Genomic DNA, 18,017 nt, shown 5'->3' on the forward strand with positions numbered 1-18,017 from the left:
CGCGCACGGCAGCTACAATGCAAAACCGTTGCGCGTCGCGCAACGGCGGCTACTGATCTCGCAACCAACATGATCGCGACACGAATCCTGCGCCGGCCGCGCGTACTGATCGTCGGCTGCGGCGACGTCGGCATGCGCTGCGTCGCGCAATGGCGTGACGCGCGCCCCGACCTGCGCATCCTCGCGCTGACGAGCCACCCGGCTCGCCGCGACGAACTGCGCGCCGCGGGCGCGACGCCGATCGTCGGCGACCTCGATCGCCGGGCGACGCTCGGCCGCCTCGCGGGCCTTGCCCGCACGATCCTGCATCTCGCGCCGCCGCCATCCGGCGGCCGCGACGACCGGCGCACGCGTGCACTGATCGCCGCAACGTCCATGCCCGCGCGTCGGCCGGCGGTACCGCCGGCATCGGCAGTCGGCCGGCTCCGAACGCTGCGCGGCGCGGCGCGACAGGCCGGCGCGTCCGTGCGGGCAGCGCGTATTGTACCCGAGGGTCTTCGCGCGCCGAGGCTGGTCTACGCCAGCACGACGGGCGTCTACGGCGACTGCGGCGGCGCGCGCATCGACGAAACGCACCCGCTGCGCCCCGCGAACCCGCGCGCGTTCCGGCGCGTGTCGGCCGAGCGGCAACTGCGTGCGGCGACGGTGCGCGGCGTGCTGTCCGCGCGCATCGTGCGCATTCCCGGCATCTATGCGGCGAACCGTCTGCCGGTCGCGCGGCTCGAGCGCGGTACGCCGGCGCTCGAGCCGGCCGACGACGTGTACACGAATCACATCCACGCGGACGATCTCGCGGCGATCCTGCGTCGTGCGGCCGAGCGCGGCAAGCCGGCGCGCGCCGTGCACGCGTCGGACGATACCGAACTGCGGATGGGAGAGTATTTCGACCGGGTCGCGCAGGTGCTCGGCCTGCCGAAGCCGCCGCGTGTCAGCCGCGCGGACGCGGAGCGCGTGCTCGAGCCGACGCTGCTGTCGTTCATGCGCGAGTCGCGGCGCCTGTCCAACGCACGGCTCAAGGCCGAATTGTGCGTGACGTTGCGCTATCCGACCGTAGACGATTTCCTTCAAACGCTCGCGCCGGGCGGCGTCAGGTGAGCGCCGGTAACGCCTCGATCAGCAGGAAGCACAGCAGCGCACCGATCAGCGCGCCGATCAGGTTCGGATGATATTTGTGCTTCAGATGCATCGCGGCCAGCAGGCCGCCGATCACGATGACGCCGATGACCGCGAACGCGATCATCACGGACGACAGTTCGAAAGAATGGCTGATGTTCATGATGTCTCCCCCTGCATCGCCGCTCTTGCAGCTTGTGATTTCAGTATAGCGGGGGAACCTGCGGTCGAGAGGCCGCCAGGCACCGAACGGTCGTGCGGATTTTCCCTTACAGGGTTTGGACGGGATTGCGCAGCATGGAAAGGTCGGCTTCGTCGAGCCACCGCCATGCGCCCGGCGCGAGATCGGCCGGCAGCGTGAACCCGCCGATGCTTTCGCGGTGCAGCAATTCGACGCGGTTGCTCGCCGCCGCGACCATCCGCTTGACCTGGTGGTATTTGCCTTCGAGCACGGTCAGCGCGAGCGTGTGCGGGGCGCGGGCGTCCGCGGCGACGGCCGCGATCGGCTTCGGCTCGCCATGTAGTTGCACGCCGGTGCGCAGCGCGTGCAATTGCGCATCGTCGAGCGGGTGGCGCACGGTCGCGACGTAGGTCTTCGGCACCTTGCGCTTCGGCGACGTGTACGCGTGCACGAACTGGCCGTCGTCGGACAACAGCAACAGGCCGGTCGTGTCCTGGTCGAGCCGGCCGACGCACTGCACGCCGCGCGCGACGAGCGGCGCGGGCAACAGGCTGAACACGCTCGCATGGTGCTGCGGATCGCGCGAGCATTCGTAGCCGGCCGGCTTGTTGAGCGCGAGATACGCGCGTGCGTGGAACGGCCAGGCCGTATCGTCGACCGTGAACACGAGGCCGTCGGTATCGAAGGTGGCGTCCGGGTCGGGCGCGACGGCGCCCGCGACGGCGACGCGGCCTGCTTCGATCAGGCCGCGGCACTGGCGGCGCGAGCCGAAGCCCTGGGTGTAGAGAATGCTTTCGAGATCCATAGCGCGCGCATTCTATCAAGCGCCGGCGCCCGACCGGCATGAACGCGTCTGCGCTGGTAAGCTGCCGGAACTGCGCCGCGCGAGGCGCCCGTTCATTCTTCACGGACAGTCCATGCGTTTCGATTCATTCCCGTTCGGCCGACACGTTGCCACCGTCATCGTGGCCGCGACCGTTTCGTCGGCCGCGTTCGCGCACGCGCATCTCGCAACGAGCGACCCGGCGGCGGGTGCGACGCTGGCTGCCGCACCGGCCGCCGTCACGATCGACTTCACCGAGCCGCTGGAGCCGGCATTCAGCTCGATCGTCGTCGTCGATGGCGCCGGCAAGACTGTGTCGGACGGCCGCGCGCGCATCGACGCGTCGAACCGCAAGCGGATGACGGTGCCGCTCGCGGCGCCCGGCACGGGCGCGTACGCGGTGAAGTGGGTGGCCGTCGCGACCGACGGGCATCGCACGCAGGGCGCGTACGGCTTCAGCGTGAAGTGACGCAACGGCGGCGGCAGGCCCGTGCCAGGATTGCCGCTCGCCTTCATCCGACAGGGAGGCTCCCGCATGAATCCGACGACGCTCGACGCACTCGCCGATTTTCCCCGTCAGCTCGAAGCGCATTTCGCGGCCGTGCCCGACGGCTATACGCGCTGGACCCCCGACGACTGGGCCGGCATGCCGAGCGAGCACTTCTCGCCGCTCGGGCAGCTCTGCCACGTGCGTGACATCGAGATCGACGGCTATCACGTGCGGCTGCGTCGCATGCTCGACGAAGACCACCCGCTGCTCGTGTCGATCGATGGCGACGCGTTCGCGATCGAACGGCGCTACGACGACGCGTATGCGTCCGACGTGCTCGCGGCGATTCGCGACGCACGGCGCGAGACGCTGGCGCTGCTGTCGTGCCTAACGCCCGAACAGTTCGAGCGTACCGGCGAATTCGACGGCTACGGTTCGCTGACCGTGCGCGGGCTGGTCCATTACCTGTGCAGCCACGACCAGCAGCACCTGGCCGGCATGCAGTGGCTGCTCGGCAAGATCGACGCGGCGCGGTACGCGCGCTGAGCCGGCCGGCGGCGGCGCCGCAATCGGTCGCGGAATCCGGCGCCGCCGTCGGTGCGGCAGATCACCTTGCGCGGCTTCGATTGGATCGGTTTTCTGGATAATCCATCCAGCGTCGACCGGCTGATCGGCGCGTCGCGTATGCCTACACTCCTAGCTTCGTTCAACGAAAAAAGGAGTCAACCGTGGCAACTCATACGCTCGCAGACAAGGTCGTCCTGATCGCAGGCGGCGCAAAGAATCTCGGCGGCCTGATCGCGCGGGACCTGGCGGGCCACGGCGCGAAGGCGGTGGCGATTCACTACAACAGCGCGGCGTCGCAGGCGCAGGCCGAGGAGACGGCTGCGGCGGTGCGCGCGGCTGGCGCGCAAGCCGCGACGTTCCAGGCGGACCTGACGACGGCCGCCGCGGTCGAGAAGCTGTTCGACGACGCGAAGCAGCGCTTCGGCAAGATCGACATCGCGATCAACACGGTCGGCAAGGTGCTGAAGAAGCCGTTCACCGAGATCAGCGAGGCCGAGTACGACGAGATGTTCGCGGTCAACAGCAAGTCGGCGTTCTTCTTCATCAAGGAAGCCGGGCGGCATCTCGAGGATCACGGCAAGCTCGTCACGCTCGTGACGTCGCTGCTCGGCGCGTTCACGCCGTTCTACGCGGCGTACGAAGGATCGAAGGCGCCGGTCGAGCATTTCACGCGCGCGGCGTCGAAGGAGTACGGCGCACGCGGGATCTCGGTGACGGCCGTCGGGCCGGGCCCGATGGACACTCCGTTCTTCTATCCGGCCGAAGGCGCCGATGCGGTCGCGTATCACAAGACGGCCGCCGCGCTGTCGCCGTTCAGCAAGACCGGGCTGACCGACATCGAGGACGTCGTGCCGTTCATCCGCCATCTCGTGACCGACGGCTGGTGGATCACGGGCCAGACGATCCTGATCAACGGCGGCTATACGACCAAGTAACCGGGCCGCTTGCGGCCGCGCGGCGCGCCGCAATGGCGCGTTTGCGTGGACAATGGACGGGCGCGCAGCCACGAGGCCGCGCGCCCGTTTTCTCTTGTCGCCGAAGCCAGCCGCGCTGCGTGGCGGCCGGCGCCGACCGTCGTTCGAACCCGGGTTTCCCGTCGATGGACAAACTGGATCAGGTCAGGATCTTTCTGCAGGTTGCCGAGATGGGCAGCTTCATCAAGGCCGCGCATGCGCTCGACGTGCCGCGCGCGACCGTGTCGGCGGCCGTCCAGCAACTCGAGACGGCGCTCGGCACGCGGCTGCTGCACCGCACGACGCGCCAGGTGCAACTGACCGCCGACGGCGCGCTGCTGCTCGAACGCGGCCGGCGCCTGCTCGCGGAGGCCGACGAACTCGACCGCCTGTTCCGGCGCCGCGACCGCGACGTGGTCGGGCGGCTGAACGTCGACGTGCCGAGCCGGATCGCCCGCCGCGTCGTGGCGCCCGCGCTGCCGTCGCTGTTTCGCCGCCACCCGAAGCTGCAACTGTCGCTGGGCTCCACCGACCGCGCGATCGACCTCGTGCAGGAGGGCGTCGATTGCGCGATCCGCGTCGGGCGGCTCGCGGACAGCAGCCTCGTCGTTCGGCCGCTTGGGCAGTTCACGCTGATCAACTGCGCGAGCCCCGACTACCTGCGCGAATGCGGCGTGCCCGAGCATCCGGATGCGCTCGCGCACGGGCACCGGGCGATCGGCTATGCGTCGCCGACGACGGGGCGCGAACTCGGCTGGGAATATTGCGCGGACGGGCAGCGGCACATGCTGACGCTGCCGAGCCGCGTGATCGTCAACAACGCCGAAACCTACATCGCCAGCTGCGTCGCGGGAATGGGGCTGATCCAGATTCCGCGCTTCGACGTCGAGCATTTGCTGGCAAGCGGCGCACTCGTCGACGTGATGCCCGGCCACCGCGCCGAGCCGATGGACGTGTCGGCCGTGTATCCGCACCGCCGGCATCGCTCGAGGCGGCTCAACGCGTTCATCGAGTGGTTCGGCGCGTTGATGGTGGAGGCATTGAACGACGCGGGCGCGAGCGACAGCGACAGCGGCGACTGAAAGCGGCATCGTGCCGGTATCCGCGGCCGTCCGCCGATCACCGACTCGTGACGCCGCTCGATCGGCGCAGGCGCGAGACGGCGGCCCGTGCGGCGAGCGCGCCGCGCGTGCTCAGTCGGCGAACTGCCGCGTGCGCCCGGTGGCCCGCACCGCGTCGATCAGCGCGGCGCCGACGCCGGCGGGTTTCGACGCAAATGCGTAAAAGCGGGCGGCCGGCAGCGCTGGCAGGCCGTCGTGCGGCCCGCACGCGCGCAGGCCGTCGCGCAACTGGCTGCGCGCGAGCGCCGTGACCGCGAAGCCGGCGAGCGCGGCCGACATGCAGCCGGCCATGCTCGCGCTTTCGAACAGCACGCGAAACGGCCGCAGCGCCGCCGCGAGCGCGGACACCGCGGCTTCCCGATACACGCACGGTTCCGGAAACAGCGCGAGCGGCACGCGTTCCTCGGCGTCGAGCGCCGTATCGGCCGCGAATGCCCACACGAGCGGCTCCTCCCACAGCAGTTCGCCGGGCGTGTCGACCTGTCGGCACTGCTTGCCGAACACGACGTCGAGCCGGCCCAGCGATTGCTCCCGTAGCAGCGACGCGGTGATGCCGACTTTCAGTTCGATCGATGTGCGCGGATGGCCGTCGCGGAACGTGCGCAGCACCTGCGGCAGCCATGTGCCCGCGAAATCCTCCGACGCGCCGACTCGCAGCGGCCCGTGCGCCGGTGCGCCGCGCAGCCGCGCGCGCACCTCGCGCTCCATGTCGACGATGTTGCGCGCGTACGCGTACAGCGTGTCGCCGGCCGGCGTCAGCGCGATCCGGCGGGTCGTGCGCGCCAGCAGCACGGTGCCGGCCGCCTGTTCGAGCCGCTTGATGTGGCCGCTGACGGCGGACGGCGTCAGCGCGAGGCGTTCCGCGGCCGGCGCGAACCCGCGGCTGTCGACGACTTCGAGAAAGGTGCGCAGCAGCGCGATGTCGAGCGCGGTCGACGCGGGATCGGTCGGCGGTTCCATGGATCGATTCAACGCAATATTCGAAGAGTGAATCATGATACTCCGCGAATCGTGATGAAAGGCCGACCTACCATCGGATGTTCATGCTGACCTGACGGAGTACACGATGACGACCTATACGCATGCGACGACCGCGTCGCTGGACGTTGCCTATCTCGAATGGAACCCGCGCGGCGAGCGCGTGGCCGTGCTGCTGCACGGCTGGCCGGACAGCCCGGTCGGCTGGGAGGCGGTGGCCGCGGGACTGGCCGCACGCGGCTACCGCGTGCTCGCGCCCGCGTTGCGCGGCTTCGCGCCGACGCGTTTTCGCGACGCATCCGTGCCGCGCAGCGGCCAGCTCGCGGCGCTCGGGCGCGACCTGCTCGAATTCGTCGACGTGCTCGGCATCGAGCGGCCCGTGCTGGTCGGGCACGACTGGGGCGCCCGCGCGGCCGCGAACGCGTGCGGGCTGCGCGACGGTGCCGCATCGCAGCTGGTGATGCTGTCGGTCGGGTACGGCACCAACGATCCCGCCCAGCCGCTGTCGCTGCAGCAGGCGCGCAACTACTGGTATCACTGGTTCATGGCGACGCCGCGCGGCGAGCAGGCGCTGCGCCACGACCGCCGCGCGTTCGCGCGCCTGATGTGGGATACGTGGTCGCCGCCGGGCTGGTATCGCGACAGCGATTTCGACGCGGCAGCCGTCGCGTTCGACGGACCCGACTGGATCGACGTCGTACTGCATTCGTACCGGCAGCGCTGGGGCTTCGCGCCGGGCGCGCCGGCCTATGCCGACGACGACGCGCGGCTGAACCCGGCGCCCGTGCTGGCGGTGCCGACGCTCGTGCTGCATGGCGGCGCGGACACTTGCAACCATCCCGACAGCTCGGCGGGGCGGGAGCGGTTCTTCGCCGGGCGCTACGAGCGGCAGGTGCTCGACGGAATCGGGCACTTCCCGCAGCGCGAATCCGCGGCGGCGGTCGCGGACGCGATTCTCCGGTTCTGCGAGCGGGATTGACGCGCGCCGGCCGGCCCGGCGCGCGAACGATCAGCCGTCGATGCGCGGCGCGAGCAGGTCGCCCAGGCCGATGTTCCTGAACATCTCGCGGCGGATGCGATCGCCGACGCGGAACACTTCCTCGGCGCCGTCCTGCGACGGGTCGACGAACACGCGGTACGGGCGCTTGCCGGCCGGCGCCGCGACGAGTTCGGCAATCGCCGTGGCGACGGCGCCTGCGTCGGCGTCCGCCGGTTCAAGCGCGGCGAGGCCCTTCAACGCCTGATCGGCGACGCCCGCGTACGGCCCGCCGTCGTAGGCGGCTTGCACGGCGGTATCGGCCGGCTTGCCCGCATGGAGGAAGTGATTCGTGCCCCGCGTGAACGCGCCCGGCACGACGATCGACGTTTCGATGCCCCAGCGCGCGAGCTCGGCCGCGTAGGACACGGCGAGCGAGTCCATCGCGGCTTTCGCGGCGAAGTAGGGCGCGAGGAACGGCGGCGTGCCGCCGCGCGCCGACGAGGACGACACCCACACGAGCAGGCCGCGGCCCTGGCGGCGCAGATGCGGCAGCGCCGCGCGGTTCACGCGCTGGGTCGACACGACGTTGACGTCGTAGAGCTGCGCAAGCTGCTCGGGCGTGAACGCTTCGGCCGGCCCGAACACCATATGGCCGGCGTTGTGGACGACGACGTCCAGACGCCCATTGTCGGCGATCACGCGATCGATGGCGGCGTCGACGGAGGCGTCGTCGCCGACGTCGAGTTCGACGCTGCGCAAGTCGACGCCGTGTTGTTGCGCATAGGCGGCGATGGCGGCGACGCGCGGCGCATTGCGCCCGGCGCTCTCGCGCATCGATGCGTAGACCGTGTGACCGGCGCGGGCGAGCGCCTGGGCCGTCAGCAAGCCGAAGCCGCTGGACGCGCCGGTGACGAGGACGACTTGGTTCATGAGCATTCTCCTGGCGGAAAGATGAGGCGGCGGTGAGCGGTCCGTCAGCACATGCCGCCGTTCGCGCGCAGGATCTGGCCGTTGATCCACGCGCCGTCCGGGCCGGCGAGGAACGCGACGACGCGCGCGATGTCGTCGGGCTGGCCGAGCCGCTCGAGCGGGTTCAGCTTCGCGAGCCGATCGATGAGTTCGGGGCTCTTGCCCTGCAGGAACAGCTCGGTCGCGACCGGTCCCGGCGCGACGGCGTTCACGCGGACGCCGCGCCCGCGCATTTCCTGCGCGAGCACCTGCGTGAGGCTTTCGACCGCGGCCTTGCTGGCGACGTACACGCCGTACGTCGGCATGCGCATGCCGATCACGCTGGTCGACAGGTTGATGATGCGCCCGCCGTCGCGCACCCGCCTGGCCGCTTCGCGGCAGACGTTGAACGTGCCTTTCACGTTGATCGCGAACGTTTCGTCGAACAGCGCGTCGTCGCAGTCGGCGATGGCCGACAGCTTCATCACGCCTGCGGAATTGACCACCACATCCAGACCGCCGAATGCGTCGCGGGTGGCGTCGAACAGCGCGGCCACGGCCGCTGGATCGGCGACGTTCGCCTGCACCGCGACCGCATGGCCGCCGTCGGCGACGATCGCGTCGACCACTTCGCGGGCCGGGCCGGCGCTGCCGGCATAGTTGACGACGACCCGGAAGCCGTCCCGGGCGAGCTGGCGTGCGATTTCCGCGCCGATGCCGCGCGACGAACCCGTGACGAGGGCGACTTGTTCCGATGTGCTCATGTCCTGCTCCTGATGAAGGTTGAATGCCGTTCGATCCGGCGACAGGACTTACTGTAGGCTTCCTCGATCAATAAAAATAATGAATAATCATCAGTCAATGAATGACTAAAAGTATGTCTCATGGGATTCGACAGCAGATTGCTCAGCGGTATCGGCGTGCTCTCGGCGGTGATCGAGGCCGGCACCTTCGCGCGGGCGGGCGAGGCGATGGGGCTGACTCAACCGGCGGTGAGTCGCGCCGTCGCCCGGTTGGAAGAGCGGGTCGGCATCCGGATCTTCAACCGGACGGCGCGCGCGATCACGTTGACCGACGAAGGGCGACGCTTTTACGAGGCGGTCGCGCCGCTGCTGGCCGGCATCGAGGAGGCGGCGCTCGACGCCGGCCAGTCGAAGGCGCGCGTGAGGGGGCGGCTGCGGGTCAACGTGGACGGCACGTTCGGCCACTACGTGCTGGCGCCGCGGATGGCGGAATTTCTCGACCGCTTTCCCGACCTGTCGGTCGAAATCAGCGTGCGGGACCGGATGGGCGACCTCGTCGCCGACGGCTTCGACGTGGCGGTGCGCTTCGGCATCCCGGAGCCGTCGTCATATCGCGCGCGGCTGCTGCTCGAGACGCGCGTGCTGACCTGCGCGTCGGCGGCCTACGTCGCGCGTCATGGCGAACCGCGGCACCCTCGGGATCTCGCGGACGCTCACCGGTGCGTGCTGATCCGCGATCCGGTGACGGGGCGGCCGTACGAATGGGAGTTTCATCGCGGCAAGGAAGTCGTGCCGGTCGACGCCGCCGGCAGGCTGACGGTCAACGATACGGGCGGGCTGCTCGGCGCGTGCCTGGGCGGTGTCGGCATTGCGCAATTGCTCGAGCTCTATGCGCGGGACGTGCTGGCCGACGGGCGGTTGGTGCAGTTGTTGCCCGAGTGGGCGGACGAGACGTTCCCGCTTTATGCGTATCACCACGCGTCGAATCTCGTTTCGGCGAAGGTGAGGGTGTTTCTGGATTTCGTCCGCGAGTTGATGGCCTGAGCGTACCGGGCGGCAGGCCGCCGTCGATCACTGGGTGCGGTGCGGAACGCGCACCATAAACAAAAAACCCGCGAAGCGGCGAGCTTGCGCGGGTTTCGACAAAGGCAGCGCATGACGCTGCGAAAGACTGGTGCCCAGGGCCGGAATCGAACCGGCACGCCTTGCGGCGGGGGATTTTGAGTCCCCTGCGTCTACCAATTTCACCACCTGGGCTTGATCCTGGCCGCGCATACGGCGGTGCGCGGCGAAACGCGGATTATGGCGGAAAACGAGGCACCGGGCAAGCAGCCCGGTGCCCGGCATGCAAGTCACTGGCTCAGGTAGACGAACCGGCCCTGTTTCACGATCCCCATCACGCTCGCGCGCTGGTCGAGCCCCACGTGATCCTTGTCGCTCGTATTGACGACGCCGTTCGGCACGACGAGCTCGTGCGCGCGTTCGAGTTCGCGCCGCAGCGCCGTGCGGAAGGCCGGCGTGCCGGGCTGCGCGGCCTTCAGCGCACGGCCGACCGCATCGGCGAGGCGCGGATACACGCCCGCCGCATCGCCCGCGAACTGCGTGACCGTGCCGGCGCCGTACTTCGTCTCGTACGCATCGACGAACGCGAGCGCGGCCTGGCGGGCCGGATGGTCGGCCGGCAACGTGCGCGCGACGACGACCGGCTGGGTCGGGAACAGCGTCCCGTCCACATCCTTGCCGCCGAGCTTGATGAATTCCGGCGTCGCGATCCCGTGCGTCTGGTAGATCGCGCCCTTGTAGCCGCGCTCGATCAGCGTGCGCTGCGGCAGCACGGTCGGCGTGCCCGCGCCGGCGATCAGGATCGCGTCGGGTTTCGCCGCGATCAGCTTCAGCGCCTGACCCGTGACGCTCGCGTCGGTGCGGTTGAAGCGCTCGGTCGCGATCACGCGGATCTTGCGCAGGTCCGCGAAGCGCGTGAATTCGTTGAGCCAGCTGTCGCCATAGCTGTCCGCGAAGCCGATGAAGCCGACCGTTTTCACGCCGTGGTTGGCCATGTAGCGCGTCATCACGTCGGCCATCGCGCGGTCGCTCTGCGCCATCTTGAACGCCCAGGTTCGCGCGCCTTCCTGCGGCTCGACGATCGAGCCCGAGCCGACCAGCGTGATCATCGGCGTCTGCGCGGCGGCCACCGCGTCGAGCGCCGCGAGCGCGGCCGGCGTGATGTTCGGGCCGACCACGACGTCGACGTGATCCTCGTCGACCAGCTTGCGGATGTTGCGCACCGCGGCGCCCGGATCGGACGCGTCGTCGAGCACCGTGACCTGCACGGGCTGCCCGGCGATCGTCTTCGGCCACATCAGGATCGCGTTCTTGCTCGTGATGCCGATCGCGGCGGCCGGGCCGGTCGACGACAGGTCGACGCCGACCTTCAGGTCGGCATGCGCGGCCGCGCAGGCCAGGACGAGGGCGGCGCCGGCGACGCGGCGCAACGAGGCGGGCAGCCGTGGCAGGGCGGGAAGCGTCATGCGGGAATCTCCGTCGGGCAACAAAACGGGGCGCGACAGGCGCCCCTGTGTTCATACCTGTCCGTCAAAGCTCATACGATTCGGCTTCGCCCTTGAGCGCCTGTTCGATCAGCTTGCGGTTCAGCGTCGGCGACAGCAGTTCGACGAGCGTATACACATAGCTGCGCAGGTAGGCGCCCTGCTTGAGCGCGACGCGCGTCACGTTGCTGCCGAACAGGTGGCCGACCGGGATCAGCCGCAGGCCGCGATCGCGCTCGGGATTGAACGCGATGTCGGCCATGATGCCGACGCCGAGGCCGAGTTCGACATAGGTCTTGATCACGTCGGCGTCGATCGCCTCGAGCACGATGTCCGGCGACAGCCCGCGCAGCGCGAACGCATGATTGATCTTCTTGCGGCCCGCGAACGCGTCGTCGTACGTGATCAGCGGGTATTGGGCGAGATCGTCCAGCGTGACCGGCTTGCGTTCGAGCAGCGGATGGTCGGCCGGCACGACGGCCGCGTGATGCCACTGGAAGCACGGCAGCGACACGAGCTCCTTGTAGTCGGAGATCGCCTCGGTCGCGATCGCGAGATCGGCCTGGTCGTGGATCACCATCTCGGCTACTTGCGTCGGGCTGCCTTGCAGGATCGACAGGTGCACCTTCGGGAAGCGCTTCTTGAACTCGGCGATCGCGGCCGGCAGCGAGTAGCGGGCCTGCGTGTGGGTCGCCGCGATGGTCAGGTTGCCCTGGTCCTGCGCCGCATAATCTTTTCCGACCCTTTTCAGGCTTTCCACTTCCTGGAGAATCCGCTCGACCGACGCGAGGATGATCCGGCCCGGCTCGGTGAGGGAGCGCACGCGCTTGCCGTGCCGCGTGAAGATCTCGACGCCCAGCTCGTCCTCGAGCTCGATGATCGCCTTCGACACCCCTGGTTGCGACGTGTAGAGCGCCTTGGCGGCCTCGGTGAGGTTGAAATTCTGCCGGACGGCCTCACGCACGAAGCGAAATTGGTGCAGGTTCATTTATAACCCTTCCGCATATCAACAGAATTTTTTAGTCGTTTGAAATATAAGGCGAGTTTATTACGATTCACCGGAGTTTTTCAAATATGGATATCTGTTTTCGTCATTAGCAATCCAGCCGGTCTCGGTTGGCGGCGATGACGACGGAACGGAGATTCGGGCGCGACGTGGCTAGGACGTCGCGCGGTCACCACGAAAACCCTGGGGTCCCCGAATGTATCAGTACGACCAATACGACCAGACGATCGTCGACGAGCGAGTCGCGCAGTACCGCGACCAGGTGCGCCGCCGGCTGTCGGGCGAGTTGAGCGAAGACGAATTCCGTCCGCTGCGTCTGCAGAACGGCCTGTACATGCAGCGCCATGCGTACATGCACCGCATCGCGATTCCGTACGGCAACCTGCGCAGCGACCAGCTCCGGATGCTGGCCCGCATCGCCCGCGAACACGACCGCGGCTACGGTCACTTCTCGACGCGCTCGAACATCCAGTTCAACTGGATCGAGCTCGAAGACACGCCCGAGATCCTCGCGAAGCTCGCGTCGGTGCAGATGCACGGGATCCAGACGTCGGGCAACTGCATCCGCAACATCACGGCCGACCAGTTCGCCGGCGTCGCCCAGGACGAAGAGATCGATCCGCGCCCGTGGGCCGAGGTCCTGCGCCAGTGGTCGACGTTCCATCCCGAATTCGCGTGGCTGCCGCGCAAGTTCAAGATCGCGGTGTCGGGCTCGAAGCACGACCGCGCGGCCGTGCAGATCCACGACCTCGGCGTGTACCTGAAGAAGAACGCGCAGGGCGAGGTGGTCGCGAGCATCCTCGCGGGCGGCGGCCTCGGCCGCACGCCGATCATCGGCGCGGTGATCAAGGAAGACCTGCCGTGGCAGCACCTGCTCACGTACTGCGAAGCCGTGCTGCGCGTGTACAACCGCTACGGCCGCCGCGACAACCTGTACAAGGCGCGGATCAAGATCCTCGTGAAGGCGCTGTCGCCGGCGAAGTTCGCGCAGCAGGTCGAGGAAGAGTGGCGGCACCTGAAGGACGGCCCGTCGACGCTCACGCAGGCCGAAATCGATCGCGTGTCGCAATACTTCAAGCCGCCCGTCTACGAAAAGCTGCCCGACACCGACGCATCGTTCGAACAGCATCTGCTCGAGAACAAGGCGTTTGCGCGCTGGGTCGAGCGTAACGTCGCGCCGCACAAGGTGCCGGGCTATGCGGCCGTCACGCTGTCGCTGAAGGATCACCGCGTGGCCCCGGGCGACGCGACAGACGCGCAGATGGACTTGGTGGCCGACTGGGCCGACGCGTACTCGCTGGGCGAGCTGCGCGTGTCGCACGAGCAGAACCTGATCCTCGCGAACGTGAAGAAGCGCGACCTGTTCGCGCTGTGGGAAAAGGCGAAGGCGGCCGGTTTCGCGACGCCGAACGTGGGCCTGTTGACCGACATCATCGCGTGCCCGGGCGGCGACTTCTGCTCGCTCGCGAACGCGAAGTCGATCCCGATCGCGCTGGCGATCCAGCAGCGTTTCGACGATCTCGACTACGTGTACGACCTCGGCGAACTATCGCTGAACATTTCCGGTTGCATGAACTCGTGCGGTCACCACCACGTCGGCAACATCGGCATCCTCGGCGTCGACAAGGACGGCGCCGAGTGGTACCAGGTGTCGCTCGGCGGCGAGCAGGGCACGGGCCGCAACGGCGCGCGCCTCGGCCGCGTGATCGGGCCGTCGTTCTCGGCGGAAGAAGTGCCCGACGTGATCGCGAAGCTGATCGATACGTTCGTCGAGGCACGCATCGACGGCGAGCGCTTCGTCGACACGTACGACCGCATCGGCATCGCACCGTTCAAGGAGCGCGTGTATGCGGCGCGCCAGGCAGTGAACGCGTAACCAACCGGGTAGAGGGAATTTGCAGATGGCTTCGATTATCAAGAACCGCGCAGTGATCGACGACGCATGGCAGGTCGTGCGCGCGGCGGAAGACGGTGCGCTGCCCGCGGTCGACGCATTGCCGGCCGGCAAGGTGCTCGTGCCGTTCGCGTGGTGGCAGGCCGAGCGCGCGGCGCTCGTCGCCGCTAAGACGAAGGACGAGCTCGGCGTGTGGCTCGCGCCGGACAGCGAACCGGCCGATCTCGTGGCCGACTTCGGCGCGATTTCGCTGATCGCCGTGGATTTCCCGCGCTTCGCGGACGGCCGCGGCTACAGCATCGCGCGCCTGTTGCGCGAGCGCCATGGCTGGACCGGCGAGTTGCGCGCGATCGGCGACGTGCTGCGCGACCAGCTGCTGTACATGTCGCGTTGCGGCTTCGACGCATTCGCGGTGCGTGCCGACAAGGACATCCACGACGCGCTGAATGCGTTCACGGAATTCACGCAGCGTTACCAGGGCGCGTTCGACGAGCCGGCGCCGCTGTTCCGCCGCCGCGAGGCGGCGGTCGACACGAAGGTGAGCGCATGAGCACCGCCACCGCGCTGACGCCGGAGCTTGCCGCGAAGGTCGAGCGCCTCGACGCGCTGCTCGCGCAGATCGGCGAGCGTCACGACAAGGTGAAATTCGCGAGCAGCCTCGCCGCGGAAGACATGCTGCTCACGCACGCGATCCTGTCGAAGGGCGTGTCGATCGGCATCTTCTCGCTGAACACGGGCCGCCTGCACGCGGAAACGCTCGGCATGATCGACCGCGTGCGCGAGCGCTACGGCTACGAGATCGAGCAGTTCCATCCGCGGCAGGACGCGGTCGACCAGTACGTGGCCGAGCACGGCTTGAATGCGTTCTACGAGAGCGTCGAGCTGCGCAAGTCGTGCTGCCACATCCGCAAGGTCGAGCCGCTGAACCGCGCGCTGGCCGACGTCGGCGCGTGGGTCACGGGCCAGCGCCGCGAGCAGTCGGTCACGCGCGCGGAGCTGCACGAGGAAGAACAGGACGAAGCGCGCGGGATCGCGAAGTACAACCCGCTCGCCGACTGGACGGAAGCCGACGTGTGGACGTACCTTAAGGCGTTCGACGTGCCGGTCAACCCGCTGCATGCGCGCGGCTACCCGAGCATCGGCTGCGAGCCGTGCACGCGCGCGATCCGTCCGGGCGAAGACAGCCGCGCGGGCCGCTGGTGGTGGGAGTCGCGCGACACGAAGGAATGCGGGCTGCACATCACGACGATCACGCCGATTCCCGCGAACGCCGAAGCCGGCGCCGCGCACTGAAGACCGACAAGAAACTGAATATTGCGCCGCCTGCGACAGCGCGCGGCACGAACCCAGAAGAGAAGGACTGAAATCATGAGCACGACGCTCGAGCAATCCGCCTTTGCCCCGCCCACCGGCGACAGCAGCCGCATGGGCCACCTCGACTGGCTCGAAGCCGAGTCGATCCACATCCTGCGCGAACTCGTTGCCGAATGCAGCAAGCCGGCGCTGCTGTTCTCGGGCGGCAAGGATTCGGTCGTCGTGCTGCATCTGGCGCTGAAGGCCTTCGGCCTCGGCGCGAACCGCAAGACGTCGCTGCCGTTCCCGCTCGTGCACATCGACACGGGCCACAACTACGAGGAAGTGATCGACTTCCGCGATCGCCGTGCGCAAGAGCTCGGCGCCGAGCTGGTGGTCGGCCACGTCGAGGATTCGATCAAGCGCGGCACGGTCGTGCTGCGCCGCGAAACCGATTCGCGCAATGCCGCGCAGGCCGTCACGCTGCTGGAAACGATCGAGCAGCACGGTTACACGGCGCTGATCGGCGGCGCGCGCCGCGACGAAGAGAAGGCACGTGCGAAGGAACGCATCTTCTCGTTCCGCGATGAATTCGGCCAGTGGGACCCGAAGGCGCAGCGCCCGGAACTGTGGAGCCTGTACAACGCCCGCCTGCACAAGGGCGAGCATCTGCGCGTGTTCCCGATCTCGAACTGGACCGAGCTCGACGTGTGGCAGTACATCGCACGCGAGAATCTCGAACTGCCGTTGATCTACTACGCGCACCAGCGCGAGATCGTGCGCCGCAACGGGCTGCTCGTGCCGGTCACGCCGCTCACGCCGATGCGTGACGGCGAGACGAGCGAGCTCGCGCAAGTGCGCTTCCGCACGGTCGGCGACATCAGCTGCACGTGCCCGGTCGAGAGCGACGCGGACGACGTCGAGAAGATCATCGCCGAGACGGCGGTGACCGAGATCACCGAGCGCGGCGCGACCCGGATGGACGACCAGGCATCCGAAGCCGCGATGGAACAGCGCAAGAAGCAAGGTTATTTCTGAAGCACACGAGGACATTCACATCATGAGCATCATCGAGAACAACGAAGACCTCGGCGTGTTGCGCTTCATCACCGCGGGCAGCGTCGACGACGGCAAGAGCACGCTGATCGGCCGCCTGCTGTACGACAGCAAGGCCGTGCTGTCCGACCAGCTGTCCGCGCTGTCGCGCGCGAAGAACAAGCGCACGGTCGGCGACGAGCTCGATCTCGCGCTGCTGACGGACGGCCTCGAAGCCGAGCGCGAGCAGGGCATCACGATCGACGTCGCGTACCGCTACTTCGCGACCGCGAAGCGCAAGTTCATCATCGCCGACACGCCGGGCCACGAGCAGTACACGCGCAACATGGTGACGGGCGCATCGACCGCGCACGCGGCGATCGTGCTGATCGACGCGACGCGCATCACGGTCGAGAACGGCGTCGTGCAACTGCTGCCGCAGACCAAGCGCCACAGCGCGATCGTCAAGCTGCTCGGGCTGCAGCACGTGATCGTCGCGATCAACAAGATGGACCTCGTCGACTACAGCGAGGCGCGCTTCAACGAGATCCGCGACGCGTACGTCGCGCTCGCGAAGCAGCTCGGCCTGACCGACGTGCGCTTCGTGCCGGTGTCGGCGCTGAAGGGCGACAACATCGTCGGCGCGAGCGAGCGCATGCCGTGGTACGCGGGCGAGCCGCTGCTCGACGTGCTCGAGTCGCTGCCGGTCGAGACGCAGGCGCATGACGCGCTGCGCTTCCCGGTGCAGTGGGTCGCGCGCCAGGACGGCAGCTCGGCCGACGATTTCCGCGGCTACATGGGCCGGATCGAGTCGGGCGAAGTGAAGGTCGGCGACGCGATCGTCGTGCTGCCGTCGAACCGCACCGCGACCGTTGCCGAGATCGTCGCACCGGTGCCGGGCGGCACCGCGTCGGTCGCGCACGCGTTCGCGGGCCAGACGGTGACGATCCGTCTCGAAGAGGACGTCGACGTGTCGCGCGGCGACATGTTCGTCACGACGGCCGAGCCGGTCGAGCCGGCCAAGAAGCTGGAAGCCGACCTGTGCTGGTTCGACGACGCACCGCTGTCGCAGCAGCGCAAGTACCTGCTGAAGCAGACCACCAGCACGGTGTTCGCGAAGGTCGGCGCGGTCAAGCAGGTGCTCGACGTGCATACGCTGTCGCACGCGACCGACCGTCAGGAACTGAAGATGAACGACATCGGCCGCGTGGCGCTGACGCTGCAGAAGCCGATCGTCTGCGACACCTACGATGCGCACCCCGGTACGGGCGCGTTCGTGCTGATCGACGAGGCGACGCATCACACGGTCGCCGCGGGCATGATCCGCGCGTTCTCGGCGTAATCGTC

The 18,017-nt window shown here is 68.2% G+C and carries 19 protein-coding genes and 1 tRNA gene; 12 read left to right on the top strand and 8 right to left on the bottom strand.

The window, feature by feature from the left end:
- Positions 1-69: 69 nt before the first annotated feature.
- Positions 70-1,095: an NAD-dependent epimerase/dehydratase family protein gene (locus tag J8I35_RS17435; protein WP_209926346.1), complete on the top strand. Its 1,026-nt coding sequence runs from the start codon at positions 70-72 to the stop codon at positions 1,093-1,095.
- On the opposite strand, the gene J8I35_RS17440 is transcribed toward J8I35_RS17435, so the two are convergent.
- Together J8I35_RS17440 and J8I35_RS17445 are read right to left on the bottom strand one after the other, a co-directional pair.
- Positions 1,088-1,276: a hypothetical protein gene (locus tag J8I35_RS17440; protein WP_209926348.1), complete on the bottom strand. Its 189-nt coding sequence runs from the start codon at positions 1,274-1,276 to the stop codon at positions 1,088-1,090. The two genes, J8I35_RS17435 and J8I35_RS17440, sit on opposite strands and share 8 nt — an antisense overlap.
- Positions 1,277-1,382: 106 nt before the next feature.
- Positions 1,383-2,099, bottom strand: a complete 717-nt coding sequence (locus J8I35_RS17445; protein WP_050017522.1) for a 16S rRNA pseudouridine(516) synthase — start codon at positions 2,097-2,099, stop codon at positions 1,383-1,385.
- 112 nt (positions 2,100-2,211) lie between these two features.
- On the opposite strand from J8I35_RS17445, the gene copC reads away from it, so the two are divergent.
- The 4 genes from copC to J8I35_RS17465 all read left to right on the top strand — a co-directional run bounded on the left by copC (position 2,212) and on the right by J8I35_RS17465 (position 5,209).
- Positions 2,212-2,586, top strand: a complete 375-nt coding sequence (gene copC, locus J8I35_RS17450) for a copper homeostasis periplasmic binding protein CopC (RefSeq protein WP_209926351.1) — start codon at positions 2,212-2,214, stop codon at positions 2,584-2,586.
- Positions 2,587-2,652: 66 nt separating this feature from the next.
- Positions 2,653-3,153 carry a DinB family protein gene (locus tag J8I35_RS17455; RefSeq protein WP_209926353.1) on the top strand — a complete coding sequence of 167 codons (501 nt, stop codon included), beginning with the start codon at positions 2,653-2,655 and terminating at the stop codon, positions 3,151-3,153.
- Positions 3,154-3,335: 182 nt separating this feature from the next.
- On the top strand, positions 3,336-4,109 hold the full coding sequence (locus J8I35_RS17460; RefSeq protein WP_027785181.1) for an SDR family oxidoreductase: 774 nt from the start codon (positions 3,336-3,338) through the stop codon (positions 4,107-4,109).
- 164 nt (positions 4,110-4,273) lie between these two features.
- Entirely contained in the window at positions 4,274-5,209 is a 936-nt protein-coding gene (locus J8I35_RS17465; protein WP_209926354.1) for a LysR family transcriptional regulator, read from the top strand.
- Between the two features lie 111 nt (positions 5,210-5,320).
- On the opposite strand, the gene J8I35_RS17470 is transcribed toward J8I35_RS17465, so the two are convergent.
- Complete coding sequence (locus tag J8I35_RS17470; protein ID WP_089488746.1) at positions 5,321-6,208, bottom strand: LysR substrate-binding domain-containing protein; 888 nt, start codon at positions 6,206-6,208, stop codon at positions 5,321-5,323.
- 106 nt (positions 6,209-6,314) lie between these two features.
- Between J8I35_RS17470 and J8I35_RS17475 the strand changes: the two genes are divergently transcribed.
- Positions 6,315-7,205, top strand: coding sequence for an alpha/beta hydrolase (locus J8I35_RS17475; RefSeq protein ID WP_050017517.1), 891 nt, complete (start codon positions 6,315-6,317; stop codon positions 7,203-7,205).
- 30 nt (positions 7,206-7,235) lie between these two features.
- Here J8I35_RS17475 and J8I35_RS17480 read toward each other — a convergent pair whose 3' ends face one another.
- Complete coding sequence (locus J8I35_RS17480; protein WP_050017516.1) at positions 7,236-8,135, bottom strand: SDR family oxidoreductase; 900 nt, start codon at positions 8,133-8,135, stop codon at positions 7,236-7,238.
- Between the two features lie 44 nt (positions 8,136-8,179).
- Complete coding sequence (locus J8I35_RS17485) at positions 8,180-8,917, bottom strand: SDR family oxidoreductase (protein ID WP_050017515.1); 738 nt, start codon at positions 8,915-8,917, stop codon at positions 8,180-8,182.
- A gap of 120 nt (positions 8,918-9,037) precedes the next feature.
- On the opposite strand from J8I35_RS17485, the gene J8I35_RS17490 reads away from it, so the two are divergent.
- Positions 9,038-9,940 (top strand): LysR family transcriptional regulator, encoded by a 903-nt coding sequence (locus tag J8I35_RS17490; protein ID WP_050017513.1) that lies wholly within the window; start codon positions 9,038-9,040, stop codon positions 9,938-9,940.
- Positions 9,941-10,068: 128 nt separating this feature from the next.
- Here J8I35_RS17490 and J8I35_RS17495 read toward each other — a convergent pair.
- The 3 genes from J8I35_RS17495 to J8I35_RS17505 form a co-directional block, all read right to left on the bottom strand.
- Positions 10,069-10,153, bottom strand: a tRNA-Leu gene (locus J8I35_RS17495).
- 95 nt (positions 10,154-10,248) lie between these two features.
- Positions 10,249-11,424, bottom strand: a complete 1,176-nt coding sequence (locus tag J8I35_RS17500; RefSeq protein ID WP_089488736.1) for an ABC transporter substrate-binding protein — start codon at positions 11,422-11,424, stop codon at positions 10,249-10,251.
- A 64-nt stretch (positions 11,425-11,488) separates the two neighbouring features.
- Positions 11,489-12,430: a CysB family HTH-type transcriptional regulator gene (locus tag J8I35_RS17505; RefSeq protein WP_006478072.1), complete on the bottom strand. Its 942-nt coding sequence runs from the start codon at positions 12,428-12,430 to the stop codon at positions 11,489-11,491.
- A 214-nt stretch (positions 12,431-12,644) separates the two neighbouring features.
- Between J8I35_RS17505 and J8I35_RS17510 the strand changes: the two genes are divergently transcribed.
- The 5 genes from J8I35_RS17510 to J8I35_RS17530 all read left to right on the top strand — a co-directional run bounded on the left by J8I35_RS17510 (position 12,645) and on the right by J8I35_RS17530 (position 18,012).
- Positions 12,645-14,324: a nitrite/sulfite reductase gene (locus J8I35_RS17510; protein ID WP_050012080.1), complete on the top strand. Its 1,680-nt coding sequence runs from the start codon at positions 12,645-12,647 to the stop codon at positions 14,322-14,324.
- A gap of 25 nt (positions 14,325-14,349) precedes the next feature.
- The gene (locus J8I35_RS17515) at positions 14,350-14,892 is read left to right on the top strand and encodes a DUF934 domain-containing protein (protein ID WP_050012079.1); all 543 of its coding nucleotides are present in this window, start codon (positions 14,350-14,352) and stop codon (positions 14,890-14,892) included.
- Complete coding sequence (locus tag J8I35_RS17520; protein ID WP_209926356.1) at positions 14,889-15,635, top strand: phosphoadenylyl-sulfate reductase; 747 nt, start codon at positions 14,889-14,891, stop codon at positions 15,633-15,635. The genes J8I35_RS17515 and J8I35_RS17520 overlap by 4 nt, the downstream gene beginning before the upstream one ends.
- A gap of 75 nt (positions 15,636-15,710) precedes the next feature.
- Positions 15,711-16,673: a sulfate adenylyltransferase subunit CysD gene (gene cysD / locus J8I35_RS17525; RefSeq protein ID WP_209926358.1), complete on the top strand. Its 963-nt coding sequence runs from the start codon at positions 15,711-15,713 to the stop codon at positions 16,671-16,673.
- A 22-nt stretch (positions 16,674-16,695) separates the two neighbouring features.
- Complete coding sequence (locus J8I35_RS17530; protein ID WP_209926360.1) at positions 16,696-18,012, top strand: sulfate adenylyltransferase subunit 1; 1,317 nt, start codon at positions 16,696-16,698, stop codon at positions 18,010-18,012.
- Positions 18,013-18,017 lie beyond the last annotated feature (5 nt).

Origin of the sequence: Burkholderia sp. CpTa8-5 (assembly GCF_017815045.1) — a bacterium.
GTDB classification, from domain to species: domain Bacteria; phylum Pseudomonadota; class Gammaproteobacteria; order Burkholderiales; family Burkholderiaceae; genus Burkholderia; species Burkholderia sola.

Bases quoted from the DNA above. Each gene is read 5' to 3' on its own strand.
- J8I35_RS17435 (WP_209926346.1), top strand. From the start codon at position 70: ATGATCGCGACACGAATCCTGCGCCGGCCGCGCGTACTGATCGTCGGC.
- J8I35_RS17440 (WP_209926348.1), bottom strand. From the start codon at position 1,276: ATGAACATCAGCCATTCTTTCGAACTGTCGTCCGTGATGATCGCGTTC.
- J8I35_RS17445 (WP_050017522.1), bottom strand. From the start codon at position 2,099: ATGGATCTCGAAAGCATTCTCTACACCCAGGGCTTCGGCTCGCGCCGC.
- copC (WP_209926351.1), top strand. From the start codon at position 2,212: ATGCGTTTCGATTCATTCCCGTTCGGCCGACACGTTGCCACCGTCATC.
- J8I35_RS17455 (WP_209926353.1), top strand. From the start codon at position 2,653: ATGAATCCGACGACGCTCGACGCACTCGCCGATTTTCCCCGTCAGCTC.
- J8I35_RS17465 (WP_209926354.1), top strand. From the start codon at position 4,274: ATGGACAAACTGGATCAGGTCAGGATCTTTCTGCAGGTTGCCGAGATG.
- J8I35_RS17470 (WP_089488746.1), bottom strand. From the start codon at position 6,208: ATGGAACCGCCGACCGATCCCGCGTCGACCGCGCTCGACATCGCGCTG.
- J8I35_RS17475 (WP_050017517.1), top strand. From the start codon at position 6,315: ATGACGACCTATACGCATGCGACGACCGCGTCGCTGGACGTTGCCTAT.
- J8I35_RS17480 (WP_050017516.1), bottom strand. From the start codon at position 8,135: ATGAACCAAGTCGTCCTCGTCACCGGCGCGTCCAGCGGCTTCGGCTTG.
- J8I35_RS17485 (WP_050017515.1), bottom strand. From the start codon at position 8,917: ATGAGCACATCGGAACAAGTCGCCCTCGTCACGGGTTCGTCGCGCGGC.
- J8I35_RS17490 (WP_050017513.1), top strand. From the start codon at position 9,038: ATGGGATTCGACAGCAGATTGCTCAGCGGTATCGGCGTGCTCTCGGCG.
- J8I35_RS17500 (WP_089488736.1), bottom strand. From the start codon at position 11,424: ATGACGCTTCCCGCCCTGCCACGGCTGCCCGCCTCGTTGCGCCGCGTC.
- J8I35_RS17505 (WP_006478072.1), bottom strand. From the start codon at position 12,430: ATGAACCTGCACCAATTTCGCTTCGTGCGTGAGGCCGTCCGGCAGAAT.
- J8I35_RS17510 (WP_050012080.1), top strand. From the start codon at position 12,645: ATGTATCAGTACGACCAATACGACCAGACGATCGTCGACGAGCGAGTC.
- J8I35_RS17515 (WP_050012079.1), top strand. From the start codon at position 14,350: ATGGCTTCGATTATCAAGAACCGCGCAGTGATCGACGACGCATGGCAG.
- J8I35_RS17520 (WP_209926356.1), top strand. From the start codon at position 14,889: ATGAGCACCGCCACCGCGCTGACGCCGGAGCTTGCCGCGAAGGTCGAG.
- cysD (WP_209926358.1), top strand. From the start codon at position 15,711: ATGAGCACGACGCTCGAGCAATCCGCCTTTGCCCCGCCCACCGGCGAC.
- J8I35_RS17530 (WP_209926360.1), top strand. From the start codon at position 16,696: ATGAGCATCATCGAGAACAACGAAGACCTCGGCGTGTTGCGCTTCATC.